Consider the following 15,211-nt stretch of genomic DNA (forward strand, 5'->3'; position numbering starts at 1 on the left):
TGCCGGTCGCCCGGCATTTGAAAGCGGACCCGGCGTCAGGCTGACGGCCAGGCCCAGGCGTGATCGGTCTTCCGTCTGTCGCGGAAGTTCCGGATATCCCCCGCATGGGCACGGGTGAGGTCGACGTCGTCCCATCCATTGATCAGCTTGGCCTGCGCCGTCTCGGACAGCGCAAAGCCCAGCTCCTGCCCCGCCACGTTGAGACGGCGGGTGGCAAGATCGACGCGGGCGGGCGCTGCACCCCGCCCGATGGCCGCGCGCAGCGCCGCCGCCTCGGGTGTGGCGATCGGCAGCAGCCCGTTGTTCACCGCGTTGCCGGCGAAGATGTCGGCAAAGCTCTCGGCCACGACAACGCGGATGCCGGCATCGACAAGCGCATAGACCGCCGCTTCGCGCGACGAGCCGCAGCCGAAATTCGGCCCCGCGATCAGCACGCTCGCCCCGGGATGGCGGTCGAGCGGGAAGTCCGCGTCGCCCTCTCGCAGATCGTGCAGCAGGAAACGGCCGTAGCCCTCGGACCGGCTGGCGGACATGAACCGCGCCGGAATCAGCTGATCGGTGTCGACATCGCGGCGGTCGAGCACCACCGCCTCGCCCTCGTGTGTGGTCCAGCCAGCCATCAGCCGCGTCCCTCCAGCAAGGGCCGCACGTCGGTGAGTGTGCCGGTGACGGCGGCAGCCGCGACCATGGCCGGGCTCATCAGGTGGGTGCGCGCGCCCTTGCCCTGCCGGCCACGGAAGTTGCGGTTGGTCGACGAGGCGCAGCGCTTGCCGGGGGCGACGAGATCGCCGTTCATGCCGACGCACATCGAGCAGCCGGAGCCGGTCCATTCCAGCCCCGCCTCGATGAAGACCTTGTCGAGCCTCTCCTGTTCGGCCTGCTGCTTGACCAGCATCGAGCCCGGCGAGACCAGCCCGGGCACCTTGGCCTTGCGCCCACGCAGCACCGCGGCGGCGGCACGCAGGTCGTCGATGCGGCCGTTGGTGCAGGATCCGAGAAAGACCTGATCCACCGGCGTGCCCTCGAGCGGACGGCCCGGCGTCAGCCCCATGTAGTCCATCGCGTCCCGCGCAGCCTCGGCCTGCGTGGCGTCAAGGCGCGCCGGATCGGGCAGGCTTGCGCCGATGGGCAGGGCCTGATCCGGCGTCGTGCCCCACGTCACCGTCGGGGCGACCTCTGCCATGTCGAAGCTCACGTCGCGATCGAAGCTGGCATCGGCATCGCTGTGCAGCGTCTGCCAATCGACCTCGGCGGCGTCCCAGTCGGCACCCGAAGGCGCCATCGGGCGGCCTTTCACATAGGCCAGCGTCACCGCGTCAGGGGCCACCATACCGAAGCGCGCACCGCCCTCAATCGAGAGGTTGCACAGCGTCATGCGGCCTTCCATCGACAGCGCCCGCACCGCCGACCCGGCATACTCCACCGCGTGCCCCGCGGCCCCGCCGGTGCCGAGTTGCGAGACCCAGTGCAGCGCCATGTCCTTTGCGGTCACGGCAAGGCCCGCCTCCCCCTCAAAGCGGATGCGCATGGCGCGGGGCTTGGCCTGCCAGACGGTCTGGGTGGCCAGCACATGTGCCACCTGCGTCGCGCCGATGCCGAATCCCAGCGCGCCGAAGGCACCATGGGTCGACGTGTGGCTGTCGCCACAATTGATCAGCAGCCCCGGCAGGGTCAGCCCCTGCTCCGGCCCGATGACATGCACGATGCCCTGCCGCGGATCGCGCAGCCCGAAGAGCCGGATGCCGTGGCGGCTGCAATTGGCCTCGAGCCGCTCAAGCATCACCGCGACCTGCGGGTCCTCGATGCGGTCGCGGTTGCGCGTCGGCGCGTAGTGATCGGCGACGCCGAAGGTCAGCCCCGGCTCGGACACCTCGAGCCCGCGCTCGGCGAGCTTGGCAAAGGCGTGGTGCGAGCCCTCGTGAACCAGATGCCGGTCGACCCAGAGCAGCGACTGGCCGTGCTCGGCCTTGATCTCGTGCGCCGACCAGAGCTTGTCGAGAAGCGTCGCCATCAGGGCTGCCCCTCCGTGTCGCCCGACGGCAGATCGACCACCGGCTCCCAGTGGCGCGTGGCGCTTTCGCCGACCCGCGAGAGCGACATTTCCAGCTCGAAGCGATCGGGCCGATACAGCGCCGCGAGGTATTCCACCGCGCGGCCTTCGCCATCGCGGACCACCCGGCGCAGCGACAACAGCGCCGCGCCCACCGAGACGCCCAGCGCCTCGGCCACGTCCGGCCCGGCCAGCGTCGCCCCGACCCGCTGCGAGGCCGACGACACCCGCACGCCCGAGCGCTCGAGCAGCTGGTAGAGCGGCACGTTGGCGAGATCGGCTTCGGAGTAGTTCACCGCGATGTCCTCAGGCACGAACGTGGTCAAATGCGAGAACGGCGCCTCGCCTGCCAGTCGCACACGCACGGCGCGCTGCACCCGGTGGCCGGCCCCCAGCCCCATCGCCTCGGCCACGTGATCCGGCGCAGCGCCGTAGGAGAACGACAGCAGCCGGGCGCTGTGCTGGCCCATCTTGACGATCTGCGGGATCAGCGTCGCCATGTCCGCCGACATGGTCTTGGGCTGCACGGCTTCGCGGACCCGCGTGCCGCTGCCGGCGCGGCGCTCGATCAGGCCGTCCTCGTCGAGTGCGTCGAGCGCCCGTCGAATCGTCACCCGGCTGACCCCGTGCATCTCGGCAAGCTTCTGCTCCCCCGCGAGAACCGCGCCTGCGCCATGCACGCCCGAAAGGATATCGTCGCGCAGGAGGAGATAGACCCTGCGGGCCTTGCCCCCTTCCGGCAATGTCTGGCGGTGCTGATCAGTCATTTTCTACTCCTGAAGGCCCGAGCCTACGCAATGATTTTACAAAATCAATAAATTTGTCTTTTCTGATCGTCAAAATCTGTCTTATAAAAAATACAGGTCAAACAGGAGGCACTTCTTATGCCGATCGTGCAGATGCATCTCATCGAAGGCTATGACGGTGACACCAAGCGCCGTCTTGGCGAAGCCGTCACCGACGCGATCAGCTCGGTGATCGCCGCACCAGCCGACGCGGTCACGGTGATGATCTCGGAGCATTCGGGCGAGGATTACATGCGCGGACGGGTCCGCCGCAGCCCGGCCCCCGCCCTGCCCGATCCCTGCGCCATCGTGCGCGGCTACCTTGCCGAGATGGAAGACGGCGCGCTCGACGCCGCGCGCGCCCGGCTTGGCGAGGGCTTCACCATGCGCTTCCCAAGTGCCGCCCCGATGACCACGCTGGATGCGCTGATCGACTGGTCGCGCCCGCGCTACCGCTTCGTCAGGAAGACCATCGAAAGCGTCGAGCTCGCCGCCGCGTCCGGACGCTCGGCCGTTTACGTCGCAGGCACGCTCCAAGGCGAATGGCCCGACGGTACGCCGTTCGAGGGCATCCGGTTCATCGACCGCTTCGAGCTGACCGACGGCCTCATCACCAGACAGGACGTCTGGAACGACATCGCAGAGGAGCGCCCCTGATGCCCGGCCCCGAAATCGACCCGATCACGCTGGCGGTTCTCTCCGGCCGCATGGAGCAGATCGCCGACGAGATGGACGCGACGCTGTTCCGCTCGGCTTTCAACCCGATCATCGCCGAGGCCCATGACGCCAGCCACGGCATCTACCACGCCACCACCGGCGACACGCTGGTGCAGGGCAAGTCGGGCCTGCCCATCTTTGTCGGCGTGATGTCCTTCGCGGTGAAGGCGGTGATCGACAAGTTCGGCGACAGCGCCGAGGACGGCGACATCTTCATCTTCAACGACGCCCATCTCGGTGGCACCCATCTCAATGACATGCGGGTGATCCGGCCCTATTACCACGACGGCAAGCTGTTCTGCTGGCTGGCGTCGGTCGGGCACTGGCACGACCTCGGCGGCGGCGCACCGGGCAACTACAACCCCGCTGCCAAGGATGCCTTTCAGGAGGCCTTCGTGCTGCCCCCCGTGCGGCTGGCCCGCAAGGGTGAGATCAATCAGGACGTCATCGACATCCTGATGCGCAACACCCGCCTGCCGCAATCCGCCGAGGGCGATCTCAACGGCCAGCTCGGCGCGCTGGACCTTGGCGTCAGGCGCATGGGCGAGCTGCTGGGCGAGTATGGCGGCGGCACCGTCGCGGCGGCGCTCACGGCGCTGTCGGACCGGGCCGAGACCCTGATGCGGGCCGAGCTCGCCACCCTGCCCGACGGGCGCTGGGAAGCCGAGGATTTCCTCGACAACGACGGCATCACCGACGAAGCGCTGCCGATCAGGGTGGCGCTGGAGATCAAGGGCGAACAAATGGTGCTCGATTTCACCGGCACCGCCCCGCGCTGTCAGGGCCCGGTCAACATCGCCCTGCCCACAGCCGTGGCGACCGCCTATGTGGCGATCAAGCACATCTTCCCGGACGTGCCCGCCAATGCCGGCGTCATGCGCCCGATCGACGTGCGCATTCCCGAGGGCTCGCTGCTGGCGGCCGAATTTCCCGCGCCCGTGGGTGGCTACACCGAGACCATCATGCGGATGATCGACGTGATCTTCTCTGCCGCCGCGCAGGCCGCGCCCGAGCGGGTGGTCGCCAATGCCTACGGCACGATCAACGCGCTCGCCATCGCCGGGCGGCGCTCGAACGGCAGCCCGTGGGTGATGTTCTCGTTCTATGGCGGCGGCCATGGCGGCTCGCCCGAGTCGGACGGGCTGAACCACGGCAACGCGCCGATCTCGACCGCGACGATCCCGCCGATGGAAATCCTCGAGGCCGCCTATCCGGTGATGTTCCGGCAATGGGCGCTGCGCCCCGACAGCGCCGGCCCAGGCCAGCATCGCGGCGGGCTCGGCGCTGTCTACGAGATCGAGGTGCTGGAAGAGAACGGCGCCGAGGTGTTCCTCTTCGGCGAACGCGGCCGCTTCGCGCCCAAGGGCGTCTCGGGCGGCGGAGAGGCGGCGTTGAACCATTTCGAGTACCAGACCGACGCGGGCTGGGACAGCCCGCCGCTGGCCTCCAAGATGCGCGGCATCCAGCTGACGCAGGGCCAGTCCGTACGGCTCGAGACGCCGGGCGGCGGCGGCTACGGCGCCCCCGAAGACCGCGCCCCCGAGAAGGTGGCAGGCGACGTGGCCAAGGGCTTCCTCAGCGCGGCCGAGGCGGACAGGATTTACGGACCCAAGTGGAAGGAGGTGCGGGCATGACGGACCGGTCTCAGGTCATCGGCGTCGACGTGGGCGGCACCTTCACGGATGTCTTCGTGGTCGATGAGGCGGCGGGCACCGCCCGCGTCGCCAAGGTGCCGACCACGCGACCCGATCAGTCGGGCGGCTTTCTCGACGGCATTGGCCGGCAGGTCGCCGACCTCTCGACCGTGCAGGCGGTGATCCACGGCACCACCGCCGGCACCAACGCCCTGCTCGAGCGCAAGGGCGCGCGCATCGGCGTCATCACCACCGAGGGCCTGCGCGACGTGCTCGAGATGCGCCGCCGCGACCGGCCCCGCACCTGGGGCCTGCGCGGCGAGTTCGAGCCCGTGGTGCCGCGCGAGCTGCGCCTCGAGGTGCCCGAGCGCACGCTGGCCGACGGCAGCATCCGCACCGAGGTCGATCTCGACGCGGTGCGCGCGGCGGGACGGCAGCTCATCGAGGCCGGCGCGCAGGCGGTGGCGGTGCTGTTTGCCAACAGCTACGCCAACCCCGGCAACGAGGCCAAGGCGGTCGCCGCGCTGCGCGAGATCTGGCCCAACGCGCATGTCTCGGCCTCGTCCGAGATCCTGCCCGAGATCCGCGAATACGAGCGTTTCTCGACCACAGCGCTCAACGCCTACCTCCAGCCCGAGGTGTCGGGCTATCTCGATCGGCTCGACACTGCCCTTCGCAACGGCGGCTTCGGCTCCGAGTTCCTCATCGTGCAGTCGAACGGCGGCGTGATGGATGTCGACACCGCCTGTCGCCTGCCGGTGCGCACCGCGCTGTCGGGTCCGGCGGCGGGGGTGATCGCGGCGGCCCATATCGCTACCGAAGCCGGCTTTCCCGACATCATCACCGGCGACATGGGCGGCACCTCCTTCGACGTGTCACTGATCGCCGGCGGCCAGTCGATGCTGGCGCCCGAGACCTCCGTCGATTTCGGCATGACGGTGCGCGCCCCGATGATCGAGATCACCACCATCGGCGCCGGCGGCGGCTCGATTGCCTGGGTCGACAAGGGCGGGCTGCTCAACATCGGGCCGGAAAGCGCCGGCTCCACCCCCGGCCCGGTGGCGTATGGGCAGGGCAACACCCGCCCCACGGTGACCGACGCCAACGTGGTGCTGGGCCGCATCGATCCCGAAAATCCGATCGGCGGCAAGCTCGAGCGGCTCGATGTGGAGGCCGCCGCCCGCGCCATCGACGCGCATGTGGGCACACCGCTCGGCCTGTCAAGCACCGAGGCCGCCGAGGCGATCCTGACGGTCGCCAACTCGCGCATGGCCGGTGCGATCCGCCTCGTCTCCATCGAGCGTGGCTTCGACCCGAAGCGCTTTGCCTTCATGCCCTTCGGCGGCGGCGGCGCGCTCCACACCGGCGCGATGCTCGCCGATGTCGGGCTCGGCAGTGCCATCGTGCCGCGCTACCCGGGCGTGACCTCGGCCATGGGCTGCGTCATCGCCGACATGCGCCACGATTTCGTGCAGACCATCAACGCCACCGTCTCGACCCTCGACCGCGAGGCGCTCGGGCACTTCATGCAGGACCACGCCGACAAGGGCAGCGCCATGCTCGACGCCGCCGCCACCCGCTTCGAGGCCCGCGAGCTGCGCTTCGAGCTCGACATGGCCTATCTCGGGCAGACGCACACCGTGCCGGTGGCGCTTGATGTGCGTGTCGAGGATGGCGCCGTCACCCCGCCCACCGCCGCGCAGGTCGCCGAGGCCTTCGAGGCGGCGTATCGTTCCGCCTATGGCCGCACGCTGCCCGGTGGCGTGCAGCGGGTGATCAACCTGCGCAGTGCGGTGATCGGCAAGCGACCGAAATTCGACCTCGCCACGCTGGCGCCGCAGGGCGGCAGCACCGAGGCGGCGCGCAAGGGCACGCGGCAGGTGCATTTCGGCACCGCCTGGCACGAGACCACGATCTACGACCGGCTCGCACTGCCGGTCGGCGCCGTGATCGAGGGCCCGGCGATCCTCGAGCAGGCCGACACCACCGTGCTGCTCGATCCGGGCCTGACGGGCCGGGTCGACGCCTATGGCAACACCATCATCACGAGGACCTGACCCATGGCTCACGGACCGATCGACCCGACACGCACCGCTCTGCTGACCATCGACCTGCAGAACGACTTCCTCCACCCCGAGGGCGCCTATGGCCGCGCTGGCCAGTCCGCAAAGCCCATCGCCGCCCTGCCCGAGCGCATCGCGCCGCTGCGCGACGCGCTTCGCGCAAGGGGCGGCACCTATATCAGCGCCCAGTTCACGCTGGTCCCTGGCCCCGGGGACGAGCCGCTGATCGCGCCGCATCTCAAGGAACTGCGCCCGTTCCTCGGCAAGGGCGATTTCGCGCCCGGCAAGTTCGGTCACCAGCTGGTCGAGACGCTGGCCCCCGCCGACTACACCGTCGAAAAGGTGGCCTATTCCGCCTTCTACCAGAGCCGGCTGGAATACATCCTGCGGGCACTGGGGATCGATACGCTGATCATCGGCGGGATCGTCACCAATGGCGGCGTCGCCTCGACGTTGCGCGACGCGCATCTGCGCAATGTCGACACGATCCTGCTGACCGATGGCTGTGCCGCGTTCCGCTCCGAGGTGCATGACGCCACTCTGGTCTCGCTTGGCTCGCTCGGCACCCAGAAGAGCTGCGCCGAGGTCATCGCCGAGCTGGAGGCGCTGTCATGAGCCTGCGCGCGCGGCTCAACGCCCCCGAGATCCTCGTCGCCCCCGGCGTCTATGACGGGCTCACCGCCGCGCTGGCGCAGCAGGCCGGGTTCGAGGCGGTCTACCTCTCCGGCGCCGCGGTCGCCTATACCCGGCTCGGCAGGCCCGATATCGGGCTGACCACCGCCAGCGAGATGGCCGACACGATGGCTCTGATCGCCGACCGCATCGATGTGCCGGTAATCATCGACGCCGACACCGGATTCGGGAACGCGCTCAACGCCCAGCGTACCCTACGCGCCTATGAGCGCGCCGGCGCCGCCGCGCTGCAGGTCGAGGACCAGACCTATCCCAAGCGCTGCGGCCACCTGAAGGACAAGTCGCTGATCCCCTCGGCCGAGATGGCCGGAAAGATCGCCGCCATGGCCGATGCCCGCGCCAGCGACGAGACGCTGATCATCGCCCGCACCGACGCCATCGCGGTGGAGGGCATCGACGCCGCCATGGCCCGGGCCGAGGCCTATATCGAGGCCGGCGCCGACGCGCTCTTCATCGAGGCACCGCGCTCGGGCGAGGAGCTGAAGCTGGTCGGCGAGACCTTCGGCAAGCGCATTCCGCTGCTCGCCAACATGGTCGAGGGAGGCTTCACGCCGATCTCGAACGCCCGCGATCTCGAGGCGATGGGCTTTTCCATCGTGATCTTTCCCGGCGGCATCGTGCGGGCGCTGGCGCGCACCGCGCAGGACTACTACGCCAGCCTGCACGCCAACGGCTCGAACCGGCCTTTCGGCGCGCGGATGTTTGATTTCGACGGGCTGAACGAGGTCATCGGCACGCCCGAGATGCTGGCCTCGGGACAGAAGTGGGAACCCCGCGATGGCTGAGGTCGCCCCCACTCCCGATGCCTTCGACATCGAGGTCGAAACACTGATCGTCGGCGCCGGGGCCTGCGGCCTGATCGCGGCGCTGGCGGCCCACGAAGCCGGGCAGGAGGTGCTCGTGATCGAGGCCGACCCGGTGCCGAAGGGCTCAACGGCGCTTTCGGCCGGGCTGATCCCTGCGGCCGGCACCGCGCTGCAGGCCGAGGCCGGGATCGCCGATGACGCGGCGCGCTTCGCCGCCGACATCCAGGCCAAGGCCAAGGCCAAGGGCGAGAACGATCCCGCGCTGGTCGCGGCGCTGGCGGAGGGCTCAGCGGGGGTGATCGACTGGCTGGCACAGCGCTACGGCCTGCCCTTTTCGGTGGTGAGCGATTTCGACTATCCCGGCCATTCACGGCGACGGATGCACGGCCTGCCGAGCCGCTCGGGCGCCGAACTGGTCGACCGGCTGTGCGCCACCGTCGAGGCGCAGGGCATCGACCTGCTCTGCGGACGCCGGGCCGAGATTCTCTATCATGAGGGCCACACCGTCACCGGCGCCGGGCTGCGGGCGCCGGACGGCACGCTCGAGACCGTAGGCTGCACCAAGCTGGTGCTGGCCTGCAACGGCTTCGGCGGGAGCCGCGACAAGGTCGCCGCCCACATGCCCGCGATTTCGGACGCGCTGTGGTTCGGCCACGAGGGCAACCGCGGCGAGGCTCTCGACTGGGGCGCGACACTCGGAGCCGGTACGCGGCATCTTGGCGCCTATCAAGGCCACGGCAACGTGGCGCATCCGCATGGTATCCTGATCACATGGGCCACCATCACCGAGGGCGGCATTCAGGTGAATCGCAACGGAAAGCGCTTCTGGAACGAGGCACAGGGTTACTCCGAGGCGGCGCGCGTGGTGCTGGCCCAGCCCGGTCGCGAGGCGGTGACGATCTTCGACGCCCGCATCGCCGGCATCGCGCGCCAATTCGAGGATTTCCGCAATGCCGAGGCGCAGGGCGCGGTGCGCAGTGCCGATACGCTCGAAGACCTAGCAGCACAGCTCGATCTGCCCCCCGACGCCTTGCACGCAGAGATGAGCGCGATCACGCCCGGCGGAACCGACCGCTTCGGCCGGCTCTGGGGCGAAACCCGGCTGACGCCGCCCTATTGCGCGGTCCGCGTCACCGGGGCGCTGTTTCACACCCAGGGCGGGCTCGTGACCGATGGCAGCGGACGGGTCATGGCGACAGATGGCGCCCCCTTCCCCAACCTCTTCGCCGCCGGCGGCGCTGCCTGCGGCGTCTCGGGCGCAGGGGACAGCGGCTACCTTTCCGGCAACGGATTGCTCGCAGCGGCGGTGCTGGGCCGCGCGGCGGGGGCGGCTGCGCTCTGAGCCCCGACATCAGGCAGGCGTCCGACGAGGCCGGCCCCCAGCGCCGCGCTTTCGGCTTGCCCTGCCCCGGCGTCCGGGAAAGACTCGCTGGCATGAGATACACGCTGCGCCAGATCGAATATTTCGTCGCCACCGCCGAAGCCGGGTCGATCACGCTTGCGGCGGAGCGCATCCATGTCTCGCCGCCCTCGATCTCCGCGGCGATCTCGCAGCTCGAGGCCGAGCTTGGCGCGCAGCTTTTCCTGCGCCGGCACGCGCAGGGGCTGTCGCTGACCCGCGTGGGGCGCGCGCTGCTGGTCGATGCCAAGCAGCTGCTCGATCAGGCGCAGAAGCTCTACCAGACCGCCTCCGAAGCATCCGAGACGGTGGCCGGGACGCTGTCGCTCGGCTGCCTGCTGACCTTCGCGCCAATGGTGCTTCCGGCCATCGCGCATAGCTTCAGCACCGCCTTTCCCGGCGCGCAGGTGCTGCCCGATGTCGCCGATCACGAACGCCTGCTGCACCGGCTGGAGCGCGCCGAGCTCGACCTCGCGCTGAGCTATGACCTGCACCTGCCCGACGGCTTCAGCTTCACGCCGCTGGCCCGGCTGGCGCCGTTTGCCATGCTGGCCGAGACCGATCCTCTGGCACAGGCGCCCGAGGTGACGCTGGACGAGCTGGCCGCACGCGACCTGATCCTGCTCGACCTGCCGCTCTCGCGCGACTATTTCCTCTCGCTCTTCGCGCGGGCGGGGCTGACGCCACGGGTTTCGGCGCGGCTGCAGCAGATGGATGTGATCCGCACCATGGTCGCGAACGGCTTCGGCTACACCATCGCGAATATCCGTCCGAAATCTCGCCACGCGCTTGACGGGCGGGCGGTGGTGCGGGTGCCCATCGCCGGCGACCAGCAGCCGCTGCGGCTGGGTCTCGTCCACGTCGCCCGACAGGAGCCGACCCGGCTTTTGCGCAGTTTCATGGAACATTGCGCGCGGGAGATCTCGGACAGCCGCATCCCGGGCATGGACGCGCCGCCCGCCGGGACCGACCCGAGCTGAGCGCCCTCAGCCCGCCTTCGCGACCGGACGCGCGCCGTCGCGTGCGGCCTCGTCATAGACGGTGTAGCTCGCCTGTATCGCGATCTGATCGGCGACGTGGCGGGCGTCGTGCCAGACGCCCCAGATAAAGCTCGATCCCCGGCGCGACTGCCACGGCAACCCGAGGAAGTAGATCCCCGGCTCCTCCGAGACCCCGCGCTGATGCCGCGGCACGCCCCGTTCGTCGAACGTGTCGACCTCGAGCCAGCCGTAATCCACGGCATAGCCGGTGGCCCAGATCACCGAGGTGATGCCAGCCTCGTCCAGATCCAGCGCGGTGACCGGGTTGGTCAGGCAGTCGGGCTCGGGTCCGAAGTCCCGCGCCTCCGGCTCCTCCGGCAGGTCAAGCCCGTTGCGCGCGACATAGGCATCGGCCTCGTCGAGCAGGGAGAGGTAATTCTCGTCACCGCGCTGCACCTGCAGCGCCACGTCGTCGGCAAAGCGCAGCGTGCCGCCCTCCTCAGACAAGGTGCGACCGAGCAGCGTGATGCCCTGCGCCGCGAGCCTGCGGAAATCCACCGTCTCGCCCCCGCGCGCACCGCTCACCGCGATGGTGACATGCTCGCGGCCCGGCTCTTGCGCGGCGAGGTCCCATTTGCCGAGCACTCCCAGCCACCAGACGAAGTCGCGTCCGCGGTAGCGGCGCGGCGGGCGGTCGTGCGGCCCGACCGAGAGGAAGACCTTGCGGCCCGCACGCGACAGCTCGTCGGCGATCTGGACGCCGGACGAGCCCGCCCCCACCACCAGAACCGCGCCGTCGGGCAACTGCGCGGGATTGCGGTAGCTGTTGGAATGGATCTGCAGCAGGCCGTCGCGCGGGGCGATCACCTCCGGCATCACCGGGCGCTGGAACGGCCCGGTCGCGGCGACCACGTTTCGCGCCTCGATCGGCCCCTCGGAGGTCTCGACCCGGAAGCCCCGCTGGCCCTCGAGACGCCGCACCGACGTAACCTCGACCCCGCAGCGCAGCGGGGCGCCGATCTGCTCGGCATATTGCACGAAGTAGTCGGCGACCTGCTCCTTCGCGACAAAGGCCTCGCCATCGCCACCGGGGAAATCGAGGCCGGGAAAGCGGTCATGCCATGCCGGACCGTTGGCGACGAGGCTGTCCCAGCGCTCCGAGCGCCAGCGCTCGGCGATGCGGGCGCGCTCGAGCACCAGATGCGGGATGCCGGCGCGGCCCAGATGCTCGCTCATTGCGATCCCGGCCTGCCCGCCCCCGACCACAAGGGTGTCGATCGTCTCGAGTGTCATCCGCGCGTCCTCCGTGCCGGGGCGCTGCTGCGCCCGAATATCTCGGCTTCCGTGATACGGAGAGGGGTGGCTTCGGAAAATGACAATCTGCCGCAGCTCTGCTTCGGCAAAACCTATTCAAGGAACGCCGCCCAGTAGGAGGGCGGCAGGTCAGCGCCGGAGGAGAAGCCGCAGATCGGTCTTCTTCTGGGCGTCGCTGTAATCGCCGTGGATGATGGCGCGCACCCGCCCCCATTTCTCCGGCGGGATGGTGGTGGGGTCGGTGCCCGGAAGCAGGAAGACCACTTCCTGCTGCTCACCGGTAGTGAGCGCGTTGGGCCGCCCCATGCTCATCGCGAGCCGCTCCGTCGACGTGCCGGAGGCCCGTTCGGCAACCGGGGTCTGGTCGATGCGGCCATGGTTGCGCGCGGCCTGCGCCGCACCGGCCACCGTCACCGCGGCGGCAAGAAGAAAGATGAGACGTTTCATGGCCGGCTGCCTTTTTGTCGTTTGCCACGAGGATAGCCCATCGCGCGCGACGAACAAGCCGGGCCTCTCGCGCCATCGGCGCCGCCCCGCTGGCGACCACACGCAAAAAGGGCCACGCGCGGTGTCGCGCGTGGCCCCTGCACTTTCGGCGTGTCGCTGGCTCAGTGGCCGGCGATCAGGCCCATGCTCTCGAGCTTCAGGATCACCTGATGCGCGCAGTTGTCGACATCGGTGCCCTCGGTCTCGACCCGCAGCTCCGGGTTGGCCGGAACGTCGTAGGGGTCGGAGATGCCGGTGAACTCCTTGATCTTGCCTTCGCGCGCCAGCTTGTAGAGGCCCTTGCGGTCGCGGCGCTCGCATTCCTCGATCGTGGTCGCCACGTGCACCTCGATGAAGGCACCGAACTGCTCGACGTCCTCGCGCACCGCGCGGCGGGTGGCCGCGTAGGGAGCGATGGGCGCGCAGATCGCGATGCCGCCGTTCTTGGTGATCTCGGAAGCCACATAGCCGATGCGGCGGATGTTGAGGTCGCGGTGCTCCTTCGAGAAGCCCAGCTCGGAGCTGAGGTTCTTGCGCACGATGTCACCGTCGAGGAGGGTCACCGGACGGCCGCCCATCTCCATCAGCTTGGTCATCAGAGCGTTGGCGATGGTCGACTTGCCCGAGCCCGAGAAGCCGGTGAAGAACACCGTGAAGCCCTGCTTCGAGCGCGGCGGCTTGGTGCGGCGCAGCTCGGCGACCACCTCGGGGAACGAGAACCACTCGGGGATCTCGAGGCCTTCCTGAAGACGACGGCGCAGCTCGGTGCCCGAGATGTTCAGGATGTTGACGCTGTCCTTGTCGGCGATCTCGTCGGCGGGCTCATACTGGGCGCGCTCTTCGACGTAGACCATGTGTTTGAACGGCACCATCTCGATGCCCATTTCCTCTTCGTGCTGCTTGAAGAGCTCCTGCGCGTCATAGGGGCCGTAGAAGTCTTCGCCGGCGGAGTTCTTGCCCGGGCCCGCGTGGTCGCGACCGACGATGAAGTGGGTCACACCGAAGTTCTTGCGGATCAGGCCGTGCCAGACCGCCTCGCGCGGGCCTGCCATGCGCATGGCGAGCGGCAGCAGCGACATCGAGGTGGTCGAGGCCGGGTACTTGTCGAGCACCGCCTCGTAGCACCGCACGCGGGTGAAGTGATCGACGTCGCCGGGCTTGGTCATGCCGACGACCGGGTGGATCAGCAGGTTGGCCTGCGATTCACGCGCGGCGCGGAAGGTCAGCTCCTGGTGGGCGCGGTGCAGGGGGTTGCGGGTCTGGAACGCCACCACCTTGCGCCAGCCGAGCTTGCGGAAATAGGCGCGCAGCTCGTTGGGCGTGTCGCGGCGGGCGCGGAAGTCGTAGTGCACCGGCTGCTGGATGCCGGTGACCGGGCCGCCCAGATAGATCTTGCCGGCGGTGTTGTGCAGGTAGTTGACCGCCGGGTGCGCATCGTCATCGGCGCCGAAGACCTTCTCGGCTTCCTTGGACTTGTTCGGCTCCCACTTGTCGGTCACGGTCATGGTGGCGAGGATCACGCCTTCCTGATCGCGCAGGGCGATGTCCTGACCGATCTCGATGGTGTCGGCGAAGTCTTCCTTCACGTCGAGGGTGATCGGCATCGGCCACAGCGTGCCGTCGGCCAGACGCATGTCGTCGACCACGCCGTTGTAGTCCTCTTCACCGAGGAAGCCCTTCAGCGGGTAGAAGCCGCCATTCATCAGCAGCTCGAGGTCGCAGATCTGGCGCGGGGTCAGATCGTGCGAGGTCAGCTCGCCGGCTTCGACCTTGAGCTTCTGGGCGCTGTCGTACGAGACGAACAGCTCGGGAATGGGGGCGAGATTGTTCTGCATGAATCTGGTCCTGTTAGTGGAGGGGACGTAGCTGCTGGCGGTCCCGGTCAGTTCGGCGTGAAGTGCCTGATACTCGAGGAACTTCCGCGCCAGAAAACGGTCCGTGAGCCGGGCCTTCTCAGCCGCACCGCGCGAAGTCAGGGAATAGGCGAAGCGCTGGCGCCGGTCCGGCCCCGAGCGTTCGCTGATGGTGATGAACCCGGCTTCGGCTGCGGCCCGAAGCTGCGCATTGAGACTGCCCAGAGACACGCCGATGGCCGAGGAGATTTCCCGCTGCGATGCGTGCGGTGCGACGTCGACGTGACGCAACAGCCGGAACAGCGGGCCTTCCTCATCGGTAATCGGTTTTGCACCCGGGGTGGACATAATAGACGACTCAAAGTGTGTTCACGGGTGAACGCATTGCACAGACCGCGACACCAGAAAAGGGAAAATTGCTGCAGTCGCAC

General features: G+C 68.8%; 13 protein-coding genes. 7 read left to right on the forward strand and 6 right to left on the reverse strand.

From position 1 onward, the window contains the following. Positions 1-35: 35 nt before the first annotated feature. From leuD to LCM15_RS08110, 3 genes are read right to left on the reverse strand one after another with little or no spacing between them, the layout of a single operon-like run. On the reverse strand, positions 36-620 hold the full coding sequence (leuD, locus tag LCM15_RS08100; protein WP_224855241.1) for a 3-isopropylmalate dehydratase small subunit: 585 nt from the start codon (positions 618-620) through the stop codon (positions 36-38). Continuing rightward, positions 620-2,011 carry a 3-isopropylmalate dehydratase large subunit gene (gene leuC / locus LCM15_RS08105; protein ID WP_224855243.1) on the reverse strand — a complete coding sequence of 464 codons (1,392 nt, stop codon included), beginning with the start codon at positions 2,009-2,011 and terminating at the stop codon, positions 620-622. The genes leuD and leuC overlap by 1 nt, the downstream gene beginning before the upstream one ends. Beyond that, positions 2,011-2,817 (reverse strand): GntR family transcriptional regulator, encoded by an 807-nt coding sequence (locus tag LCM15_RS08110; protein WP_224855245.1) that lies wholly within the window; start codon positions 2,815-2,817, stop codon positions 2,011-2,013. Before LCM15_RS08110 ends, leuC begins: the two co-directional genes overlap by 1 nt. A gap of 117 nt (positions 2,818-2,934) precedes the next feature. On the opposite strand from LCM15_RS08110, the gene LCM15_RS08115 reads away from it, so the two are divergent. The 7 genes from LCM15_RS08115 (at position 2,935) to LCM15_RS08145 (ending at position 11,127) form a co-directional block, all read left to right on the forward strand. Then, positions 2,935-3,492 carry a tautomerase family protein gene (locus LCM15_RS08115; RefSeq protein ID WP_224855247.1) on the forward strand — a complete coding sequence of 186 codons (558 nt, stop codon included), beginning with the start codon at positions 2,935-2,937 and terminating at the stop codon, positions 3,490-3,492. Further along, positions 3,492-5,186, forward strand: coding sequence for a hydantoinase B/oxoprolinase family protein (locus LCM15_RS08120; RefSeq protein WP_224855249.1), 1,695 nt, complete (start codon positions 3,492-3,494; stop codon positions 5,184-5,186). Before LCM15_RS08115 ends, LCM15_RS08120 begins: the two co-directional genes overlap by 1 nt. After that, positions 5,183-7,243 (forward strand): hydantoinase/oxoprolinase family protein, encoded by a 2,061-nt coding sequence (locus LCM15_RS08125; protein WP_224855251.1) that lies wholly within the window; start codon positions 5,183-5,185, stop codon positions 7,241-7,243. Before LCM15_RS08120 ends, LCM15_RS08125 begins: the two co-directional genes overlap by 4 nt. Positions 7,244-7,246: 3 nt before the next feature. After that, a complete protein-coding gene (locus LCM15_RS08130; protein ID WP_224855253.1) occupies positions 7,247-7,864 on the forward strand; it encodes a cysteine hydrolase family protein in 618 nt (205 codons plus the stop codon). Then, complete coding sequence (locus LCM15_RS08135; protein WP_224855254.1) at positions 7,861-8,727, forward strand: isocitrate lyase/PEP mutase family protein; 867 nt, start codon at positions 7,861-7,863, stop codon at positions 8,725-8,727. The genes LCM15_RS08130 and LCM15_RS08135 overlap by 4 nt, the downstream gene beginning before the upstream one ends. Further along, positions 8,720-10,090, forward strand: coding sequence for an FAD-dependent oxidoreductase (locus LCM15_RS08140; RefSeq protein WP_224855256.1), 1,371 nt, complete (start codon positions 8,720-8,722; stop codon positions 10,088-10,090). Before LCM15_RS08135 ends, LCM15_RS08140 begins: the two co-directional genes overlap by 8 nt. A 92-nt stretch (positions 10,091-10,182) precedes the next feature. Further along, positions 10,183-11,127, forward strand: a complete 945-nt coding sequence (locus LCM15_RS08145) for a LysR family transcriptional regulator (protein WP_224855258.1) — start codon at positions 10,183-10,185, stop codon at positions 11,125-11,127. 6 nt (positions 11,128-11,133) lie between these two features. Here LCM15_RS08145 and LCM15_RS08150 read toward each other — a convergent pair whose 3' ends face one another. The 3 genes from LCM15_RS08150 to LCM15_RS08160 form a co-directional block, all read right to left on the reverse strand. Then, a complete protein-coding gene (locus tag LCM15_RS08150) occupies positions 11,134-12,420 on the reverse strand; it encodes a flavin-containing monooxygenase (RefSeq protein WP_224855260.1) in 1,287 nt (428 codons plus the stop codon). A 150-nt stretch (positions 12,421-12,570) separates the two neighbouring features. Continuing rightward, positions 12,571-12,888 (reverse strand): hypothetical protein, encoded by a 318-nt coding sequence (locus LCM15_RS08155; RefSeq protein ID WP_224855262.1) that lies wholly within the window; start codon positions 12,886-12,888, stop codon positions 12,571-12,573. A gap of 161 nt (positions 12,889-13,049) precedes the next feature. Continuing rightward, positions 13,050-15,128, reverse strand: coding sequence for a bifunctional sulfate adenylyltransferase/adenylylsulfate kinase (locus tag LCM15_RS08160; protein WP_224855264.1), 2,079 nt, complete (start codon positions 15,126-15,128; stop codon positions 13,050-13,052). Between the last annotated feature and the right edge of the window lie 83 nt (positions 15,129-15,211).

Source organism: Salipiger bermudensis (assembly GCF_020171625.1).
GTDB lineage: Bacteria > Pseudomonadota > Alphaproteobacteria > Rhodobacterales > Rhodobacteraceae > Salipiger > Salipiger bermudensis_B.

What these genes read in the sequence shown, in the direction of transcription:
- leuD (WP_224855241.1), bottom strand. Translation starts at nt 620, where the DNA reads ATGGCTGGCTGGACCACACACGAGGGCGAGGCGGTGGTGCTCGACCGC.
- leuC (WP_224855243.1), bottom strand. Translation starts at nt 2,011, where the DNA reads ATGGCGACGCTTCTCGACAAGCTCTGGTCGGCGCACGAGATCAAGGCC.
- LCM15_RS08110 (WP_224855245.1), bottom strand. Translation starts at nt 2,817, where the DNA reads ATGACTGATCAGCACCGCCAGACATTGCCGGAAGGGGGCAAGGCCCGC.
- LCM15_RS08115 (WP_224855247.1), top strand. Translation starts at nt 2,935, where the DNA reads ATGCCGATCGTGCAGATGCATCTCATCGAAGGCTATGACGGTGACACC.
- LCM15_RS08120 (WP_224855249.1), top strand. Translation starts at nt 3,492, where the DNA reads ATGCCCGGCCCCGAAATCGACCCGATCACGCTGGCGGTTCTCTCCGGC.
- LCM15_RS08125 (WP_224855251.1), top strand. Translation starts at nt 5,183, where the DNA reads ATGACGGACCGGTCTCAGGTCATCGGCGTCGACGTGGGCGGCACCTTC.
- LCM15_RS08130 (WP_224855253.1), top strand. Translation starts at nt 7,247, where the DNA reads ATGGCTCACGGACCGATCGACCCGACACGCACCGCTCTGCTGACCATC.
- LCM15_RS08135 (WP_224855254.1), top strand. Translation starts at nt 7,861, where the DNA reads ATGAGCCTGCGCGCGCGGCTCAACGCCCCCGAGATCCTCGTCGCCCCC.
- LCM15_RS08140 (WP_224855256.1), top strand. Translation starts at nt 8,720, where the DNA reads ATGGCTGAGGTCGCCCCCACTCCCGATGCCTTCGACATCGAGGTCGAA.
- LCM15_RS08145 (WP_224855258.1), top strand. Translation starts at nt 10,183, where the DNA reads ATGAGATACACGCTGCGCCAGATCGAATATTTCGTCGCCACCGCCGAA.
- LCM15_RS08150 (WP_224855260.1), bottom strand. Translation starts at nt 12,420, where the DNA reads ATGACACTCGAGACGATCGACACCCTTGTGGTCGGGGGCGGGCAGGCC.
- LCM15_RS08155 (WP_224855262.1), bottom strand. Translation starts at nt 12,888, where the DNA reads ATGAAACGTCTCATCTTTCTTCTTGCCGCCGCGGTGACGGTGGCCGGT.
- LCM15_RS08160 (WP_224855264.1), bottom strand. Translation starts at nt 15,128, where the DNA reads ATGTCCACCCCGGGTGCAAAACCGATTACCGATGAGGAAGGCCCGCTG.